Annotated in this window: 18 protein-coding genes and 2 pseudogenes; 10 read left to right on the top strand and 10 right to left on the bottom strand. The window is 65.9% G+C overall.

What is annotated here, in order from left to right; all coding sequences use genetic code 11:
- Positions 1 to 40: 40 nt before the first annotated feature.
- Both glk and eda read left to right on the top strand, forming a co-directional pair.
- A complete protein-coding gene (glk, locus tag PIB19_RS02145) occupies positions 41 to 1,009 on the top strand; it encodes a glucokinase (RefSeq protein WP_271239486.1) in 969 nt (322 codons plus the stop codon).
- Between the two features lie 20 nt (positions 1,010 to 1,029).
- A pseudogene (eda, locus tag PIB19_RS02140) lies at positions 1,030 to 1,619 on the top strand (bifunctional 4-hydroxy-2-oxoglutarate aldolase/2-dehydro-3-deoxy-phosphogluconate aldolase).
- Positions 1,620 to 1,708: 89 nt separating this feature from the next.
- Here eda and mltG read toward each other — a convergent pair.
- The 8 genes from mltG to fabD all read right to left on the bottom strand — a co-directional run bounded on the left by mltG (position 1,709) and on the right by fabD (position 7,211).
- Positions 1,709 to 2,626: an endolytic transglycosylase MltG gene (gene mltG / locus PIB19_RS02135; RefSeq protein ID WP_271239485.1), complete on the bottom strand. Its 918-nt coding sequence runs from the start codon at positions 2,624 to 2,626 to the stop codon at positions 1,709 to 1,711.
- Complete coding sequence (gene fabF / locus PIB19_RS02130; RefSeq protein WP_271239484.1) at positions 2,560 to 3,960, bottom strand: beta-ketoacyl-ACP synthase II; 1,401 nt, start codon at positions 3,958 to 3,960, stop codon at positions 2,560 to 2,562. Before fabF ends, mltG begins: the two co-directional genes overlap by 67 nt.
- 159 nt (positions 3,961 to 4,119) lie before the next feature.
- A complete protein-coding gene (locus PIB19_RS02125) occupies positions 4,120 to 4,368 on the bottom strand; it encodes an acyl carrier protein (protein WP_025494681.1) in 249 nt (82 codons plus the stop codon).
- A gap of 98 nt (positions 4,369 to 4,466) precedes the next feature.
- Positions 4,467 to 4,994, bottom strand: a complete 528-nt coding sequence (locus PIB19_RS02120; protein WP_271239483.1) for a hypothetical protein — start codon at positions 4,992 to 4,994, stop codon at positions 4,467 to 4,469.
- Positions 4,995 to 5,017: 23 nt separating this feature from the next.
- Positions 5,018 to 5,815, bottom strand: coding sequence for a 3-oxoacyl-[acyl-carrier-protein] reductase (gene fabG / locus PIB19_RS02115; RefSeq protein WP_271239482.1), 798 nt, complete (start codon positions 5,813 to 5,815; stop codon positions 5,018 to 5,020).
- Between the two features lie 13 nt (positions 5,816 to 5,828).
- Positions 5,829 to 6,110, bottom strand: coding sequence for a GxxExxY protein (locus PIB19_RS02110; RefSeq protein WP_336297241.1), 282 nt, complete (start codon positions 6,108 to 6,110; stop codon positions 5,829 to 5,831).
- A 17-nt stretch (positions 6,111 to 6,127) separates the two neighbouring features.
- Positions 6,128 to 6,244 carry a GxxExxY protein gene (locus PIB19_RS22720; protein ID WP_336297240.1) on the bottom strand — a complete coding sequence of 39 codons (117 nt, stop codon included), beginning with the start codon at positions 6,242 to 6,244 and terminating at the stop codon, positions 6,128 to 6,130.
- Positions 6,245 to 6,275: 31 nt separating this feature from the next.
- Positions 6,276 to 7,211: an ACP S-malonyltransferase gene (gene fabD, locus PIB19_RS02105; protein WP_271239481.1), complete on the bottom strand. Its 936-nt coding sequence runs from the start codon at positions 7,209 to 7,211 to the stop codon at positions 6,276 to 6,278.
- A 199-nt stretch (positions 7,212 to 7,410) separates the two neighbouring features.
- Here fabD and PIB19_RS02100 point away from each other — a divergent pair, with 199 nt between their 5' ends.
- The 7 genes from PIB19_RS02100 (at position 7,411) to PIB19_RS02070 (ending at position 11,357) form a co-directional block, all read left to right on the top strand.
- The gene (locus tag PIB19_RS02100; protein ID WP_271239480.1) at positions 7,411 to 7,770 is read left to right on the top strand and encodes an RcnB family protein; all 360 of its coding nucleotides are present in this window, start codon (positions 7,411 to 7,413) and stop codon (positions 7,768 to 7,770) included.
- A gap of 129 nt (positions 7,771 to 7,899) precedes the next feature.
- Positions 7,900 to 8,409 carry an SPOR domain-containing protein gene (locus tag PIB19_RS02095; RefSeq protein ID WP_271239479.1) on the top strand — a complete coding sequence of 170 codons (510 nt, stop codon included), beginning with the start codon at positions 7,900 to 7,902 and terminating at the stop codon, positions 8,407 to 8,409.
- A gap of 163 nt (positions 8,410 to 8,572) precedes the next feature.
- The gene (rpsF, locus tag PIB19_RS02090; protein WP_056612573.1) at positions 8,573 to 8,968 is read left to right on the top strand and encodes a 30S ribosomal protein S6; all 396 of its coding nucleotides are present in this window, start codon (positions 8,573 to 8,575) and stop codon (positions 8,966 to 8,968) included.
- Between the two features lie 14 nt (positions 8,969 to 8,982).
- Positions 8,983 to 9,207: a 30S ribosomal protein S18 gene (rpsR, locus tag PIB19_RS02085; RefSeq protein WP_010543816.1), complete on the top strand. Its 225-nt coding sequence runs from the start codon at positions 8,983 to 8,985 to the stop codon at positions 9,205 to 9,207.
- A gap of 12 nt (positions 9,208 to 9,219) precedes the next feature.
- Complete coding sequence (rplI, locus tag PIB19_RS02080; protein WP_056612571.1) at positions 9,220 to 9,828, top strand: 50S ribosomal protein L9; 609 nt, start codon at positions 9,220 to 9,222, stop codon at positions 9,826 to 9,828.
- Positions 9,829 to 9,942: 114 nt separating this feature from the next.
- Positions 9,943 to 10,545: a CAP domain-containing protein gene (locus PIB19_RS02075; RefSeq protein ID WP_271239478.1), complete on the top strand. Its 603-nt coding sequence runs from the start codon at positions 9,943 to 9,945 to the stop codon at positions 10,543 to 10,545.
- 116 nt (positions 10,546 to 10,661) lie between these two features.
- Positions 10,662 to 11,357 carry a CAP domain-containing protein gene (locus PIB19_RS02070; RefSeq protein ID WP_271239477.1) on the top strand — a complete coding sequence of 232 codons (696 nt, stop codon included), beginning with the start codon at positions 10,662 to 10,664 and terminating at the stop codon, positions 11,355 to 11,357.
- A gap of 10 nt (positions 11,358 to 11,367) precedes the next feature.
- Here the strand turns inward: PIB19_RS02070 and PIB19_RS02065 are convergent, their stop codons facing one another.
- Positions 11,368 to 11,628, bottom strand: a complete 261-nt coding sequence (locus tag PIB19_RS02065) for a hypothetical protein (RefSeq protein ID WP_056612567.1) — start codon at positions 11,626 to 11,628, stop codon at positions 11,368 to 11,370.
- Positions 11,629 to 11,736: 108 nt separating this feature from the next.
- Positions 11,737 to 13,529, bottom strand: a pseudogene (mutL, locus tag PIB19_RS02060) (DNA mismatch repair endonuclease MutL).
- A 147-nt stretch (positions 13,530 to 13,676) separates the two neighbouring features.
- Between mutL and PIB19_RS02055 the strand changes: the two are divergent.
- Positions 13,677 to 14,717 carry a rod shape-determining protein gene (locus tag PIB19_RS02055; protein ID WP_271239476.1) on the top strand — a complete coding sequence of 347 codons (1,041 nt, stop codon included), beginning with the start codon at positions 13,677 to 13,679 and terminating at the stop codon, positions 14,715 to 14,717.
- Positions 14,718 to 14,719 lie beyond the last annotated feature (2 nt).

Raw genomic sequence — 14,719 nt, 5'->3', positions numbered from 1 at the left:
CGTTGACAGGCGGCGGGCATGAGAGGTTCAGGGAGAAGGCATGGAAGTCGTCACGGTCGATATCGGAGGGACTCACGCCCGCTTCGCGGTTGCCGAAGTAGCCGAGGGTCGCGTCGTCTCGATCAGCGAGCCGGTAACCCAGAAGGTCGCCGAGCATCCGAGCCTGCAGCTCGCCTGGCAGGCGTTCGGCGAGACGCTTGGGCGCCCCTTGCCCAAGGCGGCGGCGATCGCAGTCGCCTCGCCGGTCGGCGGCGAGGTGATCAAGCTCACCAACAATCCGTGGATCATCCGTCCTGCCCTGATCCCCGAGCGGCTGGGCGCCGAGACCTGGACGATGGTCAACGATTTCGCGGCGATCGGCCATGCCGTCGCGCAGCTCGGCGATACGGACTTCCTGCATTTATGCGGGCCCGAAATGCCGCTGCCCGAGCGCGGATCGATCACGGTATGCGGGCCCGGCACCGGGCTGGGCGTCGCGCAGGTTTTCCGCCACAAGGGCGGCTATGACATCATTGCGACCGAGGGCGGGCATGTCGATTTCGCCCCGCTCGATCCGATCGAGGACGCCTTCGTCAAGCGGCTGCGGCGCGAATATAACCGCGTCTCGACCGAGCGGATCGTCGCCGGCCCCGCAATCGTCGCGATCTACGAGACGTTGGCCGAGCTCGAGAAGCGGCCGGTCCCGCGGCATAACGACAAGAAGATCTGGGAACTCGCTTTCGAAGGCGAGGACAGCCTCGCCGTCGCCGCGCTCGACCGCTTCTGCCTAAGCCTCGGCGCGGTGGCGGGCGACCTCGCGCTGACTCACGGACCAACGGGCGTTGTGATCGCGGGCGGTCTGGGCTTGCGTCTCAAGGACCATTTGCTGCAATCGGGCTTCGGCGAGCGCTTCGTTGCCAAGGGCCGGTTCCGGAACCTGATGGCGTCGATCCCCGTCAAGCTGATCACGCATCCGCAGCCGGGCCTTTATGGCGCCGCGGCGGCCTTCGCCCAGGAGCACGCACTTTGACGACGACGATCCAGGACATCATGCGCACGGCTCCAGTGATCCCGGTGCTGGTGATCGACGATGTGGCGCATGCCCGCCCGCTCGCTGAAGCGCTGGTCAAAGGCGGGCTGCGCGTGCTCGAAGTGACGCTGCGCACCGGCGCGGCGATCGAGGCGATCGCGGAGATGAAGAAGGTCGAAGGCGCGATCGTCGGCGCCGGCACCGTGGTGAACACCGAGCAGTTCAAGCAGGTGATGGACGCGGACGTCGAGTTCATCGTCTCGCCGGGGCTGACGGAGCGGCTTGGCGAGCCGATCGTCGCGAGCGGCGTGCCCTATCTTCCCGGTGTGGCCAATGCAGGCGACATCATGCGCGGCCTCGATCTCGGGCTGACGCATTTCAAGTTTTCCCGGCCGAGACTTCGGGCGGACTGAAGGCGCTCAAGGCGCTGGCGGCGCCTTTCTATCAGGCTAAATTCTGCCCCACCGGCGGCGTGAGCCTTGCGACCGCGCCGGAATGGCTGGCATTCGATCCGGTGCTCTGCGTCGGTGGCAGCTGGGTCACCCCCAAGGGCGCGAGCCTCGATCAGGTCGAGACGCTGGCGCGCGAAGCGGCGGCGCTGAAGGCATAATCGTCATCCCGGCGAAAGCCGGGATCCAGAACCACGAGCGAAACAGCAGAGAAACTCTGGGCCCCGGCCTGCGCCGGGGTGACGAATGCTTACATCTCGCCGCGCGCTCTCCGCAGGGCATACCATTTCTGGACGTTGGCGTTGTGCTGCTCGAGCGTGTCGGCGAACACGTGGCCGCCGTCACCCTTGGCGACGAAATAGAGCGCCGTCGACTGCGCCGGGTCGAGCACCGCATCGATCGACTCGCGCCCCGGATTGGCGATCGGGCCGACCGGTAGGCCGGTCATCGCATAGGTGTTGTATTGGTTCACCGCGCGCAGTTCCGACTGGAGGATGCGCCGGCCGAGCGGCTTGCCCCTGGTGATCGGATAGATGATCGTCGGATCGGCTTGGAGCATCATGTTCTGCTTGAGCCGGTTCGAATAGACCGCCGCGACCATCCGCCGCTCCTCGGGCTTGCCGGTCTCCTTCTCGACGATCGACGCGAGCGTGAGCGCCTGTGCCGGAGTCGAGACCGCAATGCCCGGTTTGCGGCGCGCCCATGCCTGAGCGAGATAGTCGGTCATCGCCTTCTGCATCCTCGCCAGCACCGCCGCACGGGTCTCGCCGCGATTATAGGCATAGGTGTCGGGCAACACGCTTCCCTCGGCCGGCACAGCGACCTGGCCGCTGAGCCCGTCGGCCTTCATCAGCGCTTCGTGAACGAGGATCGAGGGCACGCCTTCGGCGACGGTGATCTTGCGCTGGAGCGTCTTGCCGCCCTGCAGATCCTTCAGGATGTCCGACTGGCTCTCGCCCGCGAGCAGGCGGTATTCGCCTGCCTTGATCTGCCTGCCGCCACCGAAGACCCGCGCAAGCAGCACGAACTGCCGCGCCGATCGGATCGCTCCCGCTTTCTCCAGCTCGGTCGCCGCCTGGCTGAGCGTCGCGCCCTGCGGGATCAGCACGGACATATTTGCCGGAGAAGGGCCGCTGCCCGCCCACAGCTGAAGCACGCCGAGCCCCATCGCCGCCACGAGGAGCAGGACAACGAGGATCGCACAGCCGCCGGCCCGTCGCAGACGACGCGGAGGCACCGTCTCGAGACAGCTTTCATGACCAGGCTGGCATTGGTGCCGCCGAAGCCGAAGCTGTTGTTGAGCACGGCCTTGATCTTGCGTTCCTTGGCCTTGTGCGGGACGAGGTCGACGCCCGCGCAATTCTCGCTCGGATTGTCGAGGTTGAGCGTCGGCGGGGCGATCTGATCGCGCATCGCGAGGATGCAGAAGATCGACTCCACCGCCCCTGCCCCGCCGAGCAAATGGCCGATCGCCGACTTGGTCGAGCTCATCGACAACGCCCCGATGTTGTTGCCGAACAGGCGGCGGACCGCGCCCAGCTCGAGCTCGTCGCCGAGCGGCGTCGAAGTGCCGTGGGCGTTGATGTAGTCGATGTCGCTCAGGTCGAGGCCCGACTTCTTCATCGCCATCTGCATCGAACGGAACGCGCCCGAGCCTTCGGGATGCGGCGCAGTGACGTGATATGCGTCGCCGGACAGGCCATAGCCGATGACTTCGGCGTAGATCTTGGCGCCGCGCTTCTTCGCGTGCTCATATTCCTCGAGCACCAGCACGCCCGCACCTTCGCCCATCACGAAGCCGTCGCGGTCCTGGTCCCAGGGGCGGCTGCCCTTCGTGGGATCGTCGCGGAAACCAGTCGAAAGCGCGCGCGCCTGGCCGAAGCCGGCGATGCCGATCGGGCAGATCGCGCCCTCGGCCCCACCCGCGAGCATGATGTCCGCATCGTCCATCGCGATCATCCGCGCGGCGTCGCCGATCGAATGCGCGCCGGTCGAGCAGGCCGTCACCACCGCGTGGTTCGGACCCATCAGGCCGTATTTGATCGAGACCTGGCCCGAGATCAGGTTGATCAGTCGGCCATGGACGAAGTGCGGCGAGACCCGCTTCGGCCCCTTTTCGGCGAGCACCAGCGATTCGCTCTCGATGCCCGGCAGGCCGCCGATGCCCGAGCCGATCGAGCAGCCGGCGCGGAAACGGGTTTCCTCGTCCATGTCGAGCAGGCCAGCATCCTCGATCGCCTGGCCAGCGGCATCGATGCCGTAGACGATGAACGGATCGACCTGGCGCTGGACCTTGTGATCGACGCGCTTGTTGGGATCGAAGCCATATTCGTGATCGACGGACTTCACTTCGCACGCGTAATTGCTGTGGAAGTCGGTCGCGTCGAAGCGCGTGATCGTGGCCGCGCCGGACTTGGCGGCGATGATGTTCTTCCAGGCCGTCTCGACATCGGCACCCAGCGGGGTGACGAGCCCAAGGCCGGTTACGACTACGCGGCGCATGGCATTCTCTCCGTCAAACTTCTCGAACTTTGCGCATAAAAGGCATCAACATGTGCCTCGTTACGAAAACGAAACGGCTCCCCGCCCTCTCTTTCGAGCCCGGACGGGAAGCCGCTATATGGCAGTGCCGGCCCATCCGGGCAGGTCGCCGGAGGGCGATCAGCCTTCCTGGTGCTCGTTGATGTACGAGACCGCATCGCCGACCGTGGTGATCTTCTCGGCCGCGTCGTCGGGGATCTCGACGCCGAATTCTTCCTCGAACGCCATGACCAGCTCGACGATGTCGAGGCTGTCCGCACCCAGATCGTCGATGAAGCTCGCTTCGGGCTTCACTTCGCCGGCATCGACGCCCAGATGGTCGACGACGAGCGCGGCAACGCGCTGGGTGATCTCTTCCTGGTTGGCCATAGTCCCTGTTTTCCTTTGTCTGGGCTCTGAATTCTGTGTGAACGCACCTAGAATGCCGGGGGTGCCGTTGCAAGGGGCACACCCCGCGGCCGTGACGTTCAGGCCTGCGAAAAAGCGAAGCTCGCATATTGGATCGTGCTGAGGAAGGCGAAATATTCGGCCAGCAGCTCGGCATTCTCGCGGGTCTGCTTCGCTTCCTCGGTCACCGATCCCTTGACCAGTTCTTGGTTCTCCGCCGGCGTGAGCGGACGATTGCGCGCCTCTTCGGGCAACGTCTGGAACTGATCCTCCAGCGCCGCGGCATCGAACCCCCGCTCGCCGATGACTCGCTGGGCAACCGGCATGCCGAGCTTGGCGAGCGTATATATCCGCGCGGCCTTTATCGCCGCTTCGGACCAATTATGCTCGAGCCCGCAGGCCGCGGCGGCGCTGGCGATGCTGCCGCCGACCGCCGGATCGTAGCTCGGCCGCTTGCCGCTCTCGGCCATGTTGCGCGAGACGTCGGCGTGGAGCTTCGCAGTGACGACGGGGTTCAATTTCCCCGCGACGCAATCGATCGTCGCGAGATCGGCGGCGTGCGCGGGTGCCGCGAGCACCAGCAGCGCGGCGGTTGCGAGGATACGCATGATGGTCACTCCAGCCCCGGGGCTCAGAGCATCGCCATCCCGCCGTTCACATGCAAGGTCTGGCCGGTGACGTACCCTGCTTCCTTGCTGGCGAGATAGACCACCGCCGCGCCGATATCCTCGCCGGTGCCGAGGTCACCCGCGGGGATCCGGGTGAGCAAGGCGGTCTTCTGCGCCTCGGGCAGCACGTCGGTCATCGCCGAGCGGATGAAGCCGGGAGCGACGCAGTTTACGGTGATGTTTCGGCTGGCGAGTTCCTGCGCGAGCGCCTTGGACATGCCGACGAGACCCGCCTTCGAGGCGGCATAGTTCGCCTGCCCCGGATTGCCGGTCGCGCCCACCACCGACGTGATCGAGATCATCCGGCCATAACGCGCCTTCATCATCGGCCTGGCGGCGGCGCGCATCAGGCGGAAAGCGGCTTCGAGATTGACGCGGATCACCGTGTCCCACTCTTCGTCCTTCATCCGCATCGCGAGATTGTCGCGCGTGACGCCGGCATTGTTGACGAGGATGTCGAGCTTGCCGCCTAGAGCTTCGACAGCTTGCGGGACCAATGCATCTACCGCGCTCGCATCCGAGAGATTGCAAGGAAGTATAGGGTTTTCGAGGCGCTCTTCATTCGCCGCAGCCAAGGAAAAGTGGACACTCTCCCCATCCTTGAGAGTTTGAATGTCTCGCCGAGCGGCAATGAGCTTCTCTTCGCTCGTGCCGGACAGCGCCACACGAGCGCCTTGCATTACGAGCGCGTGAGCGATTGCCGAACCAATCCCACCCGAAGCACCGGTGACGAGGGCGGTCATGCCTGTGAGGTCGAACATGAGTAGTCCTTCTTTATTGATTCACGCGAAGGCGCGAAGGCGCTAAGGGTTTGTAGTCATTGACGATACGGCGCAGCCCTTCCTTGAGCGTCTCGCCGCCAAAATTGATGAGCAGCCCGAGGGGCTGCTTGAGCAAGCGCAGATAGGTCAGCACCTGCTTGCCATGCACAGCGGTCAACCGTTCGACCGATTTTACTTCAACCAACACACAGCCATTGACGATCAGATCGGCCCGAAATGCTGCCTGGAAACGTAGGCCGTCATATTCGATGTCGATGGGGCGCTGCTGTGCCACTTCGTGCCCTCTCCTGATCAGCTGCGCAGCAGGATCGTTTCGTAGACGCTCTCCAGCAGGCCCGGGCCGAGATCCTTGTGCAGCTTCAACGCCGCATCGATGATATCTGCAGCGGTCGCTTCGATGTCGTGCATCTTCGCGTCTTCGCGCCTTCGCGTGAGAAAATCAAAGGCTCTTCGCCAGCGCCTCGATGTCGTCCATCGTGACGAGGCTGGTGGTGACGGCGTCGGGGGCGATGCGCTTGACCATGCCGGCGAGGACCTTGCCGCCGAACTCGACGAACTCGGTCACCCCCGCTTCCTGCATCGCGAGCACCGATTCACGCCAGCGGACCATCCCGGTGACCTGCTCGACGAGCAAGGTGCGGATCGTCGCGGGATCGGTGACCGGCGCGGCGGTGACATTGGCATAGACCGGGACGAGCGGCGACTGGACCGCGACTGCGGCGAGCGCCGCCTCCATCGCGTCGGCGGCGGCCTGCATCAGCGGGCAGTGGAACGGCGCCGAGACCGGCAGCAGCAGCGCGCGCTTGGCGCCCATTTCCTTGGCGAGCGGCAGCGCGCGCTCGATGGCGCCGAGATGGCCCGAGATCACCACCTGGCCGGGATCGTTGTCGTTGGCGACGGTGCAGACCTCGCCCTGCGCCGCCGCATCGGCGATCGCCTGTGCCTTGGCGAGATCGGTTCCGAGCAACGCCGCCATCGCGCCGACGCCGACGGGCACCGCGGCCTGCATCGCATCGCCGCGCGTGCGCAGAAGCCGCGCAGTGGTGGCGAGATCGAACGCACCGGCGGCGCAGAGCGCGGTATATTCGCCGAGGCTGTGGCCCGCGACGAAATCGGCCTTCTCGCCCAGACGAATGCCGCCATCCCTCTCGAGCACGCGCAGCACGGCGATGGCGTTGGCCATGATCGCGGGCTGGGCGTTGGCGGTGAGGGTGAGCTGGTCCTCGGGGCCTTCCGCCATCAGCTTCGACAGCTTCTGGCCAAGCGCCTCGTCGACTTCCTGGAAAACTTCACGCGCATGCGGGCTCGCGGCGGCGAGCGCACTGCCCATGCCGACGGCCTGGCTGCCCTGTCCGGGGAAGATGAACGCGCGCATTTGCCTCTCCTTGGTGAAGGCGCGCGGGTTAGTGCCGTTGCGCAATGCGGGCAAGCCTGTCCGCTTCCCAACCTGAACGAACCAGACGCCCACGCGACAAATCGCGACCATTTTGCCCGATCGCCGGGACAGGGCTGCGACAAGCGCCTCCTAGATAGGTCTCAACGCCGGGAACGGCGCGAACAAGAGGAGTAAAGTCATGAAGAAGATCATTCTCGGCCTGGTCGCCGCTTCGATCGCAGCCACCCCGGCAATGGCCGCCGCAGCACCGCAGCAGTATCGCGGCTATGACGCGCCCCGCCAGCAGGTTGTCCATCGCGACGACCAGCGCGGCTATGGCTACCGGAACGATCGCGGTCATCAGAACCGCAGCTGGCAGCGCGGTCAGCGCTTCGACAGCCGCTATGCCCGCAACTACCGGCAGATCGACTATCGCCAGTATCGCGGTCTCCGCGCCCCGCCCCGTGGCTATCGCTACGTCCAGTCGGGCAACGATGCGGTGCTGGTCGCGATCACCAGCGGGATCATCGGCGCCGTGTTCGCCAACATGATCCGCTAAACCGCCGGCCTGTCACCGGCACGAGACGGCGGGGCCTTCGGGCTCCGCCGTTTTCGCGTCTCTTTTCGGGACCGGGTAGCAATATCCGGGGCTCGTGCGTTAACGGTCGTTAACCGTAACGAGTCGTGTGTGACCGATATCGATTCCTCCTTTCCGATCGTATTGCGCAGGCGCCCGCGCCGGTGGCGGCTGTTCGTCGCGCTGGCGAGCTTGCCGGTCGTCGGCGTGCTTCCAATCCTCGGCATCGCACAGGCGTCGCGGCAAGGCCCCGGCCCAGCAGCGGCATTCGACGTCACCCGTCGCGAACCGCGCCGCCATATCGACAGGCCGGCTACCGTCACATTGGGTGCGCTGATCGAAGCACAGCGCCGCGCCCGCGCGCAGCGCCTCGCTTTGGCCGCGGCCGCGGATCTGCCGCCCGGCGAGGCGTGGCAGGCGCAATTGGGGGCATTCAGCTCCGCCGATGCCGCCGAACGCCAGCGCGCGCGACTGATCGAGGCCGGGGTCTCTGTCACGGTCGAGCAGGTCGGATCGCTCCACCGGCTGCAGAGCCTGCCCGCGATGCGCACCGAAACCGAAGGGCTCTGCGCGCGGGCGCAGGCGAGCGGTATCGATTGCTTCGTGCGGCGGACCATCTAACCATAAGCGTGCACCTTGGCGCTTGCATTTCCGCCGCTTTGCCCGCATAGGCGCCCGGTCGGGGTGGAGACGTGTCTCCGCCCGATTGCTTTTGAGACGACAGCCGGAGGGGCGCTGCACATGGGGTGCACGTCAGCGATCGGCCAACAGTGAGAAGAAACGCATGGCTCTTTACGAGCACGTGTTCCTTGCGCGCCAGGACCTGGCACAGGCGCAAGTGGACGCACTAGCGGAAGCCGCCACCAAGATCGTCGAGGATCACAAGGGCAAGGTCGTCAAGACCGAGACCTGGGGCCTTCGTTCGCTCGCCTATCGCATCGCCAAGAACCGCAAGGCGCATTACGTGATGCTCGAGATCGATGCCCCCGCGGGTGTCGTCGCCGAGCTCGAGCGCCAGACGCAGATCAACGAAGACGTCATCCGCTACATGACCGTCAAAGTCGATGGGCTGGAAGAAGGTCCCAGCGTGATGATGCGCAAGGGTCAGGACCGCGAGCGCGGCCGTGGCCGTCGCGATCGCGACGATGCCGGCGGCAACACCGGTTTCGGCGGCGAATAAGGAGCATATAGATCATGGCACGCCCATTTTTCCGCCGCCGCAAGAGCTGCCCCTTCTCCGCGAAGGATGCGCCCCGGATCGATTACAAGGACGTCCGTCTGCTTCAGGGCTTCGTGTCCGAGCGCGGCAAGATCGTCCCGTCGCGCATCACTTCGGTGAGCGCGAAGAAGCAGCGCGAGCTGGCCCAGGCCATCAAGCGCGCCCGTCACCTGGGCCTGCTGCCCTACATCGTCAAGTAAGGAGCAGAGAACATGGAAGTCATCCTGCTTGAGCGCGTCGAGAAGCTCGGCGCCATCGGCGACGTGGTGAAGGTCAAGGACGGGTTCGCCCGCAACTTCCTTCTCCCCAACAAGAAGGCGCTCCGTTCGAACGCCGCCAACCGCAAGGTCTTCGAGGCCAATCGCGCGCGCATCGAAGCCGACAACGCTTCGCGCCGCAGCGACGCCGAGAAGGAAGCCGGCAACTTCAACGACGTTTCGGTCACGCTGATCCGTCAGGCTTCGAACACCGGCCAGCTCTACGGCTCGGTCGCGGTTCGTGACCTGGTCGAGGCGATCACTGCCGACGGCCACAAGGTCAACAAGGCGCAGATCGTGCTCGACCGCCCGATCAAGTCGATCGGCGTATATGAGATCAAGGTTGCGCTGCACCCCGAGGTGTCGGTGACCGTCAAGGTCAACGTCGCCCGCTCGCCGGAAGAGGCCGAGATGCAGTCGCAGGGCGTCGACGTGATGACGGCGATGTTCGAGAAGGACGAAGCCGGCTTCACCGAGGATTACGATCCCAACGCCGAGCCGGGCGCGACCGCCGAAGTGCAGGCCGAGCCTGCCGCGGACGAGAGCGAGAACGCCGAGGGCTGAGGCTTTCGTCGCACTCCGAAATAAAGGGCCGCTCCGGAGCATCCGGGGCGGCCTTTTTCGTGCATGATCGATCCGCGGCTTGCATTCAGCCGGCAGGGACGCAAAAATTGGAGGATGCTGGCCGCCCTCCTCCCTCTCGCCGCGACGCTTGCCGTGCCCGAGAGTGCGCTCGAACGCGAGATCGTCACCGAACTGAACTTCGCGCGCCAGCATCCGCGCCGATACGCCGGGCGCCTGCGCGAATATCGCCGCTATTTCCGCGGCAAGATCGTGCAGTATCCCGCCAAGCCCGAAGGCCTGCGCACCGCGGAGGGCGTCGCCGCCGTCGACGAGGCGATCGCGTTCCTCGAACGTCAGCCGCCGGTGCCGCCACTCTCCCCTGCCCGGCTTCTCGCCCAAGCAGCCGGCGCGCATGTCTCGGAACAGGGACCGCGCGGAGCGACCGGTCATTTCTCGAAGAACGGCGACGATCCGCGCGACCGCATCCGGCGGCACGGCGGCGGCGACTATGTCGCGGAGACGATCACCTACGGTCCACCCTCTGCAGTCGAAGTCGTGCGCCAGCTCATCGTCGACGACGACGTGCCTAATCGCGGCCACCGCCGCACGGTGTTCGCGGCCGAGATGCGGTTCGTCGGAATCGGCTGCGGGCCGCACAAGACCTACCGCGTGATGTGCGTCGCCGAATTCGCGCGCAAACCGGACGGGCGCCGCTGAACCCGCATTTAGGGTTAACTCCGGACTATCCACACGCCTCGTCATGAGGTTAGGATGTGCCGCATCACCATAGACGTCCGGCGCGCGTACGCGGCGGGTTCCGGGGGATCTGTAACATGCGTATCGGGCGTTTCGCCACCGCCGCGCTCGCGGCCTGCTCAGCCCTTTTGATTGCCGCCACCGATAGCGAACCCCGCAGCCGTTCGATCGAGGCGCAGGTGCTCGAGCGGATCAACGATGTTCGTCAGGATCCCCGCGCCTTTGCCGACGAATTGCGTGAATATCGCGACTATTTCGACGGCGACATGCTGTTCCTGCCGGGCGAGGAAGGCACTTACACGCGCGAAGGCGTGTCCGCGGTCGACGAGGCGATCCGCTTTCTCGAACGCCAGGCCCCGCTCCCGCCGCTCGAACGGGGCGACCTGCTCGCGCTCGCCGCGCAGGATCATGCCGACGATCAGGGCATGATTGGCGCGATCGGCCATGTGTCGCGCGACGGATCCGGCCCCGGCGAGCGCGTCCGCCGCCGCGGCGGCGACATTTTCGTCGGCGAAAGCATTTCCTATGGCATGGCCGATGCCGACGCGGTGGTCCGCCAGATGATCGTCGACGACGGCGTGCCCGGCCGCGGCCATCGCACGCTGTTGTTCAAGAACGACTTCCGCTTTGCAGGCATCGGCTGCGGGGAGCATCGCCGCTATGGCCATATCTGCGTCGTCGATTTCGCCGCAACCGCCGACGGTCGGCCGAGCCTGCCGCAATGGACCGCCCACGGCGCGCGCTCCGCACCGGTTCGCGCCCGCGCCCGCTGAGGCAGGTCGCTTATTGCGCGCCGAGCTGGCCGCCGCGGCTCTGATTCTCGCGAAAGGCTTCGTTCCGCTTCTCATATTCCCCGTTGAGCTTCGCCCATTCGGTCTTGGTCAGGCAGATGCGCTTCGACATCACGCTTCCCGTCGGCGTGACCGAACGGCAGAGCTTCTTCTCCTGGACCGGCTTGGCCGGATCAATCGGCGCATCCTGCGCAATGGCGGCGTGCGAAAACAGGCACGTAACAGCAGCAGCCGCGAGCAAGCGGATCGACATCCCCACCCCCTGAAAGATAGCAAAGCAACGCCATAACATACTGTATTGCACACGTATAGCGGTCGCCGCTACGCGAGTGGTGCCGACGGTATGCGATCACGCCACGCGCTATTTGCGTCCGAACAATTTCTCGATGTCGCCATGCGCCAGTTTCACCCAGGTCGGGCGGCCGTGATTGCATTGGCCCGAATGCGGCGTGACTTCCATTTCGCGGAGCAGCGCATTCATCTCGGCGACCGAAAGGACCCGGCCCGCGCGCACCGAGCCGTGACACGCCATGGTCGAGGCGACGTGGTCGAGCCGCTCCTTCAATGACAATGCCTCGTCGAAGCTGGCGAGTTCGTCGGCGAGATCGGTGACGAGGCCGTGGACGTCGCCCTGTCCCAGCGCTGCGGGCGTTGCGCGGACAAGCATCGCGCGCGGGCCGAAACGTTCGAGCTCGAGGCCGAATTGCGCCAGTTCCTCGATGCGTGCCTCGAGCCGATCGCAGGCGGGCTCTTCGAGCTCGACGACTTCGGGCAGCAGCAGCGCCTGGCTGGCGACGCCACCGCCCTGCATCGCCCGCCGCATCCGCTCGAGGACGAGGCGCTCGTGCGCGGCATGCTGGTCGACGAGGACGAGCCCGTCCTCGGCCTCGGCGACGATATAGGTCTTCGCGACCTGCCCGCGGGCGACACCGAGGGGAAGTCTATCGTCTGAGGGACAGGCGCATGCGCGGCTTCGGCGCGGGCTTGCGGCGGCGGGGTGAAGAAGGTGGGGCGGCGATCGTGGAGCGCGAGGCCTGAATAATGCTTCAACTCTTCCCCGTCTGCTGCGGGACCTCCAGGACTCCACGTGAGTGCCTCCGGATCAGGCCCGCTCACATGTCCCGGTTGCCACATCCCCAAAGCCGCCTCGCTCGGGCGCTGGACGCTGCGGTGACCGGCTTCGTCGAGCGCGCGGCGCAGGCCGCTGACGATCATGCCGCGGGCGAGCGCGGGATCGCGGAAGCGGACTTCGGTCTTGGCGGGATGGACGTTGACGTCGACCTGGTCGGCGGGGACATCGAGGAACAGCGCCACCACCGGATGGCGATCGCGTGCGAGCATCTCGGCATAGGCGCCGCGCACCGCACCCGCGAGCAGCCGGTCCTTCACCGGGCGGCCGTTGACGAACAGATATTGGTGATCCGCCACGCCGCGATTGAAGGTCGGCAAACCGGCGACGCCGCCGAGGACCAAGCTCTCGCGCTGAAAGTCGATCGCGACGCTGTTCCCGGCGAGATCGCGATCGGTGAGCGCGGCGACTCGCTCGGGACGGGTTTCGCCGCCTTGCACCGAAAGCACGCGCCGTCCGTCATGCTCGACCGAAAAAGCGATGTCCGGCCGCGCCATGGCCAGCCGCTTCACGACATCCAGGCTGGCACCATATTCGGCACGCGGCGAGCGCAGGAATTTACGGCGCGCCGGCACGCGGGCGAACAATTGCTCGACGCGTACGCGCGTGCCCGGCGGCAGCGCGGCCGGACCCTCGGCGACCAGTTCGCCATTGTCCACAGTGCGCGACCAGCCGTCGGCGCCGCGCAGCCGGCTCTCGATCGTCAGCCGCGCGACACTCGCGATCGAGGGCAACGCTTCGCCGCGAAAACCCAACGTCGCGACAGCTTCGATCGCATCATCGGGCAGTTTGGAGGTAGCGTGGCGCTCGAGCGCGAGCGCCATATCGGCGGGATTCATCCCGCAGCCGTCGTCGATGACCTCGATCAATTCGGTGCCGCCGGCGGTAAGCCGGACGGCGATCCGGGCAGCGCCCGCATCCACAGCGTTTTCAACCAGTTCCTTCAGCGCGCTGGCAGGGCGTTCGACCACCTCACCGGCTGCAATTCGGTTGACAAGATGCTCGGGGAGACGGCGTATTGACATGGCAGTCTGTCTAGCCCAACGGGCGGCATCCCGCGACCCGCAAGCGCATGCATCGAGATGGATTTTTATCCGTCCCGGAAGGGTCCGGGCTAAAATCTGGTGCGAACAGCCGGCGGCGGGCGCCCGTGCGGCAGGACGGAACAACGAATGGCTTTTTCCCGCTTTTTCAAATTCATGTCCCACGACATGGCGATCGATCTGGGCACCGCGAACACCGTCGTCTATCTCCGCGGACGCGGCGTCGTCCTCAATGAGCCGTCGGTTGTGGCGGTCGAGACGCTGAACGGCGTCAAGCGGGTCAAGGCCGTCGGCGACGACGCCAAGCTGATGATGGGCAAGACGCCCGGCTCGATCGAGGCGATTCGCCCGCTTCGCGACGGCGTGATCGCCGACATCGATGTCGCCGAGCAGATGATCAAGCACTTCATCGAAAAGGTGCATGGCGGGCGTCGCTTCATGCGCTGGCCGCAGATCGTGATCTGCGTGCCGTCCGGTTCTACTTCTGTCGAAAGGCGCGCGATCCGTGACGCCGCGCAGAATGCCGGCGCCAGCCAGGTGTGGCTGATCGAGGAGCCGATGGCGGCGGCGATCGGCGCCGACATGCCGGTTACCGAGCCGATCGGCTCGATGGTCGTCGATATCGGCGGCGGCACCACCGAAGTCGCGGTGCTCTCGCTGCGCGGCCTCGCTTATTCGACCAGCGTGCGCGTCGGAGGCGACAAGATGGACGAGGCGATCGTCTCCTACGTCCGCCGCAACCACAATCTGCTGATCGGTGAAGCCACCGCCGAGCGGATCAAGCAGGAAGTCGGCGTCGCCAAGCCGCCGGCCGACGGCATCGGCGCGACGATCCACATCAAGGGCCGCGATCTCGTCAACGGCGTGCCCAAGGAAATCCAGATCAACCAGGGTCAGATCGCCGAGGCGCTCAGCGAGCCCGTCGGCACGATCGTCGAGGGCGTGCGCATCGCGCTCGAGAACACCGCGCCCGAACTGGCCGCCGACATCGTCGACCAGGGCATCGTGCTCACCGGCGGCGGCGCGCTGCTCCAAGGGTTGGACGAAGTACTTCGCGACGAGACGGGCCTGCCGGTGACGGTCGCCGAGGATCCGCTGACCTGCGTCGCGCTTGGCACGGGACGCGCGCTCGAGGACCCGATGTTCCGCGGCGTGCTGATCCAGGTCTAGGG

Origin of the sequence: Sphingomonas sp. 7/4-4 (assembly GCF_027941955.1) — a bacterium.
Taxonomy (GTDB): domain Bacteria; phylum Pseudomonadota; class Alphaproteobacteria; order Sphingomonadales; family Sphingomonadaceae; genus Sphingomonas.
Note: the sequence above shows the minus strand (reverse complement) of the source record. Positions and strands in the feature narration are given on the sequence as shown.

What these genes read in the sequence shown, in the direction of transcription:
- PIB19_RS02075 (WP_271239478.1), top strand. Translation starts at nt 9,943, where the DNA reads ATGCTGGCCGCCCTCCTCCCTCTCGCCGCGACGCTTGCCGTGCCCGAG.
- PIB19_RS02120 (WP_271239483.1), bottom strand. Translation starts at nt 4,994, where the DNA reads ATGCGTATCCTCGCAACCGCCGCGCTGCTGGTGCTCGCGGCACCCGCG.
- PIB19_RS02055 (WP_271239476.1), top strand. Translation starts at nt 13,677, where the DNA reads ATGGCTTTTTCCCGCTTTTTCAAATTCATGTCCCACGACATGGCGATC.
- fabF (WP_271239484.1), bottom strand. Translation starts at nt 3,960, where the DNA reads ATGCGCCGCGTAGTCGTAACCGGCCTTGGGCTCGTCACCCCGCTGGGT.
- PIB19_RS22720 (WP_336297240.1), bottom strand. Translation starts at nt 6,244, where the DNA reads ATGCACGACATCGAAGCGACCGCTGCAGATATCATCGATGCGGCGTTG.
- rplI (WP_056612571.1), top strand. Translation starts at nt 9,220, where the DNA reads ATGGAAGTCATCCTGCTTGAGCGCGTCGAGAAGCTCGGCGCCATCGGC.
- fabD (WP_271239481.1), bottom strand. Translation starts at nt 7,211, where the DNA reads ATGCGCGCGTTCATCTTCCCCGGACAGGGCAGCCAGGCCGTCGGCATG.
- mltG (WP_271239485.1), bottom strand. Translation starts at nt 2,626, where the DNA reads ATGGGGCTCGGCGTGCTTCAGCTGTGGGCGGGCAGCGGCCCTTCTCCG.
- PIB19_RS02125 (WP_025494681.1), bottom strand. Translation starts at nt 4,368, where the DNA reads ATGGCCAACCAGGAAGAGATCACCCAGCGCGTTGCCGCGCTCGTCGTC.
- rpsR (WP_010543816.1), top strand. Translation starts at nt 8,983, where the DNA reads ATGGCACGCCCATTTTTCCGCCGCCGCAAGAGCTGCCCCTTCTCCGCG.
- glk (WP_271239486.1), top strand. Translation starts at nt 41, where the DNA reads ATGGAAGTCGTCACGGTCGATATCGGAGGGACTCACGCCCGCTTCGCG.
- PIB19_RS02100 (WP_271239480.1), top strand. Translation starts at nt 7,411, where the DNA reads ATGAAGAAGATCATTCTCGGCCTGGTCGCCGCTTCGATCGCAGCCACC.
- PIB19_RS02065 (WP_056612567.1), bottom strand. Translation starts at nt 11,628, where the DNA reads ATGTCGATCCGCTTGCTCGCGGCTGCTGCTGTTACGTGCCTGTTTTCG.
- PIB19_RS02070 (WP_271239477.1), top strand. Translation starts at nt 10,662, where the DNA reads ATGCGTATCGGGCGTTTCGCCACCGCCGCGCTCGCGGCCTGCTCAGCC.
- rpsF (WP_056612573.1), top strand. Translation starts at nt 8,573, where the DNA reads ATGGCTCTTTACGAGCACGTGTTCCTTGCGCGCCAGGACCTGGCACAG.
- fabG (WP_271239482.1), bottom strand. Translation starts at nt 5,815, where the DNA reads ATGTTCGACCTCACAGGCATGACCGCCCTCGTCACCGGTGCTTCGGGT.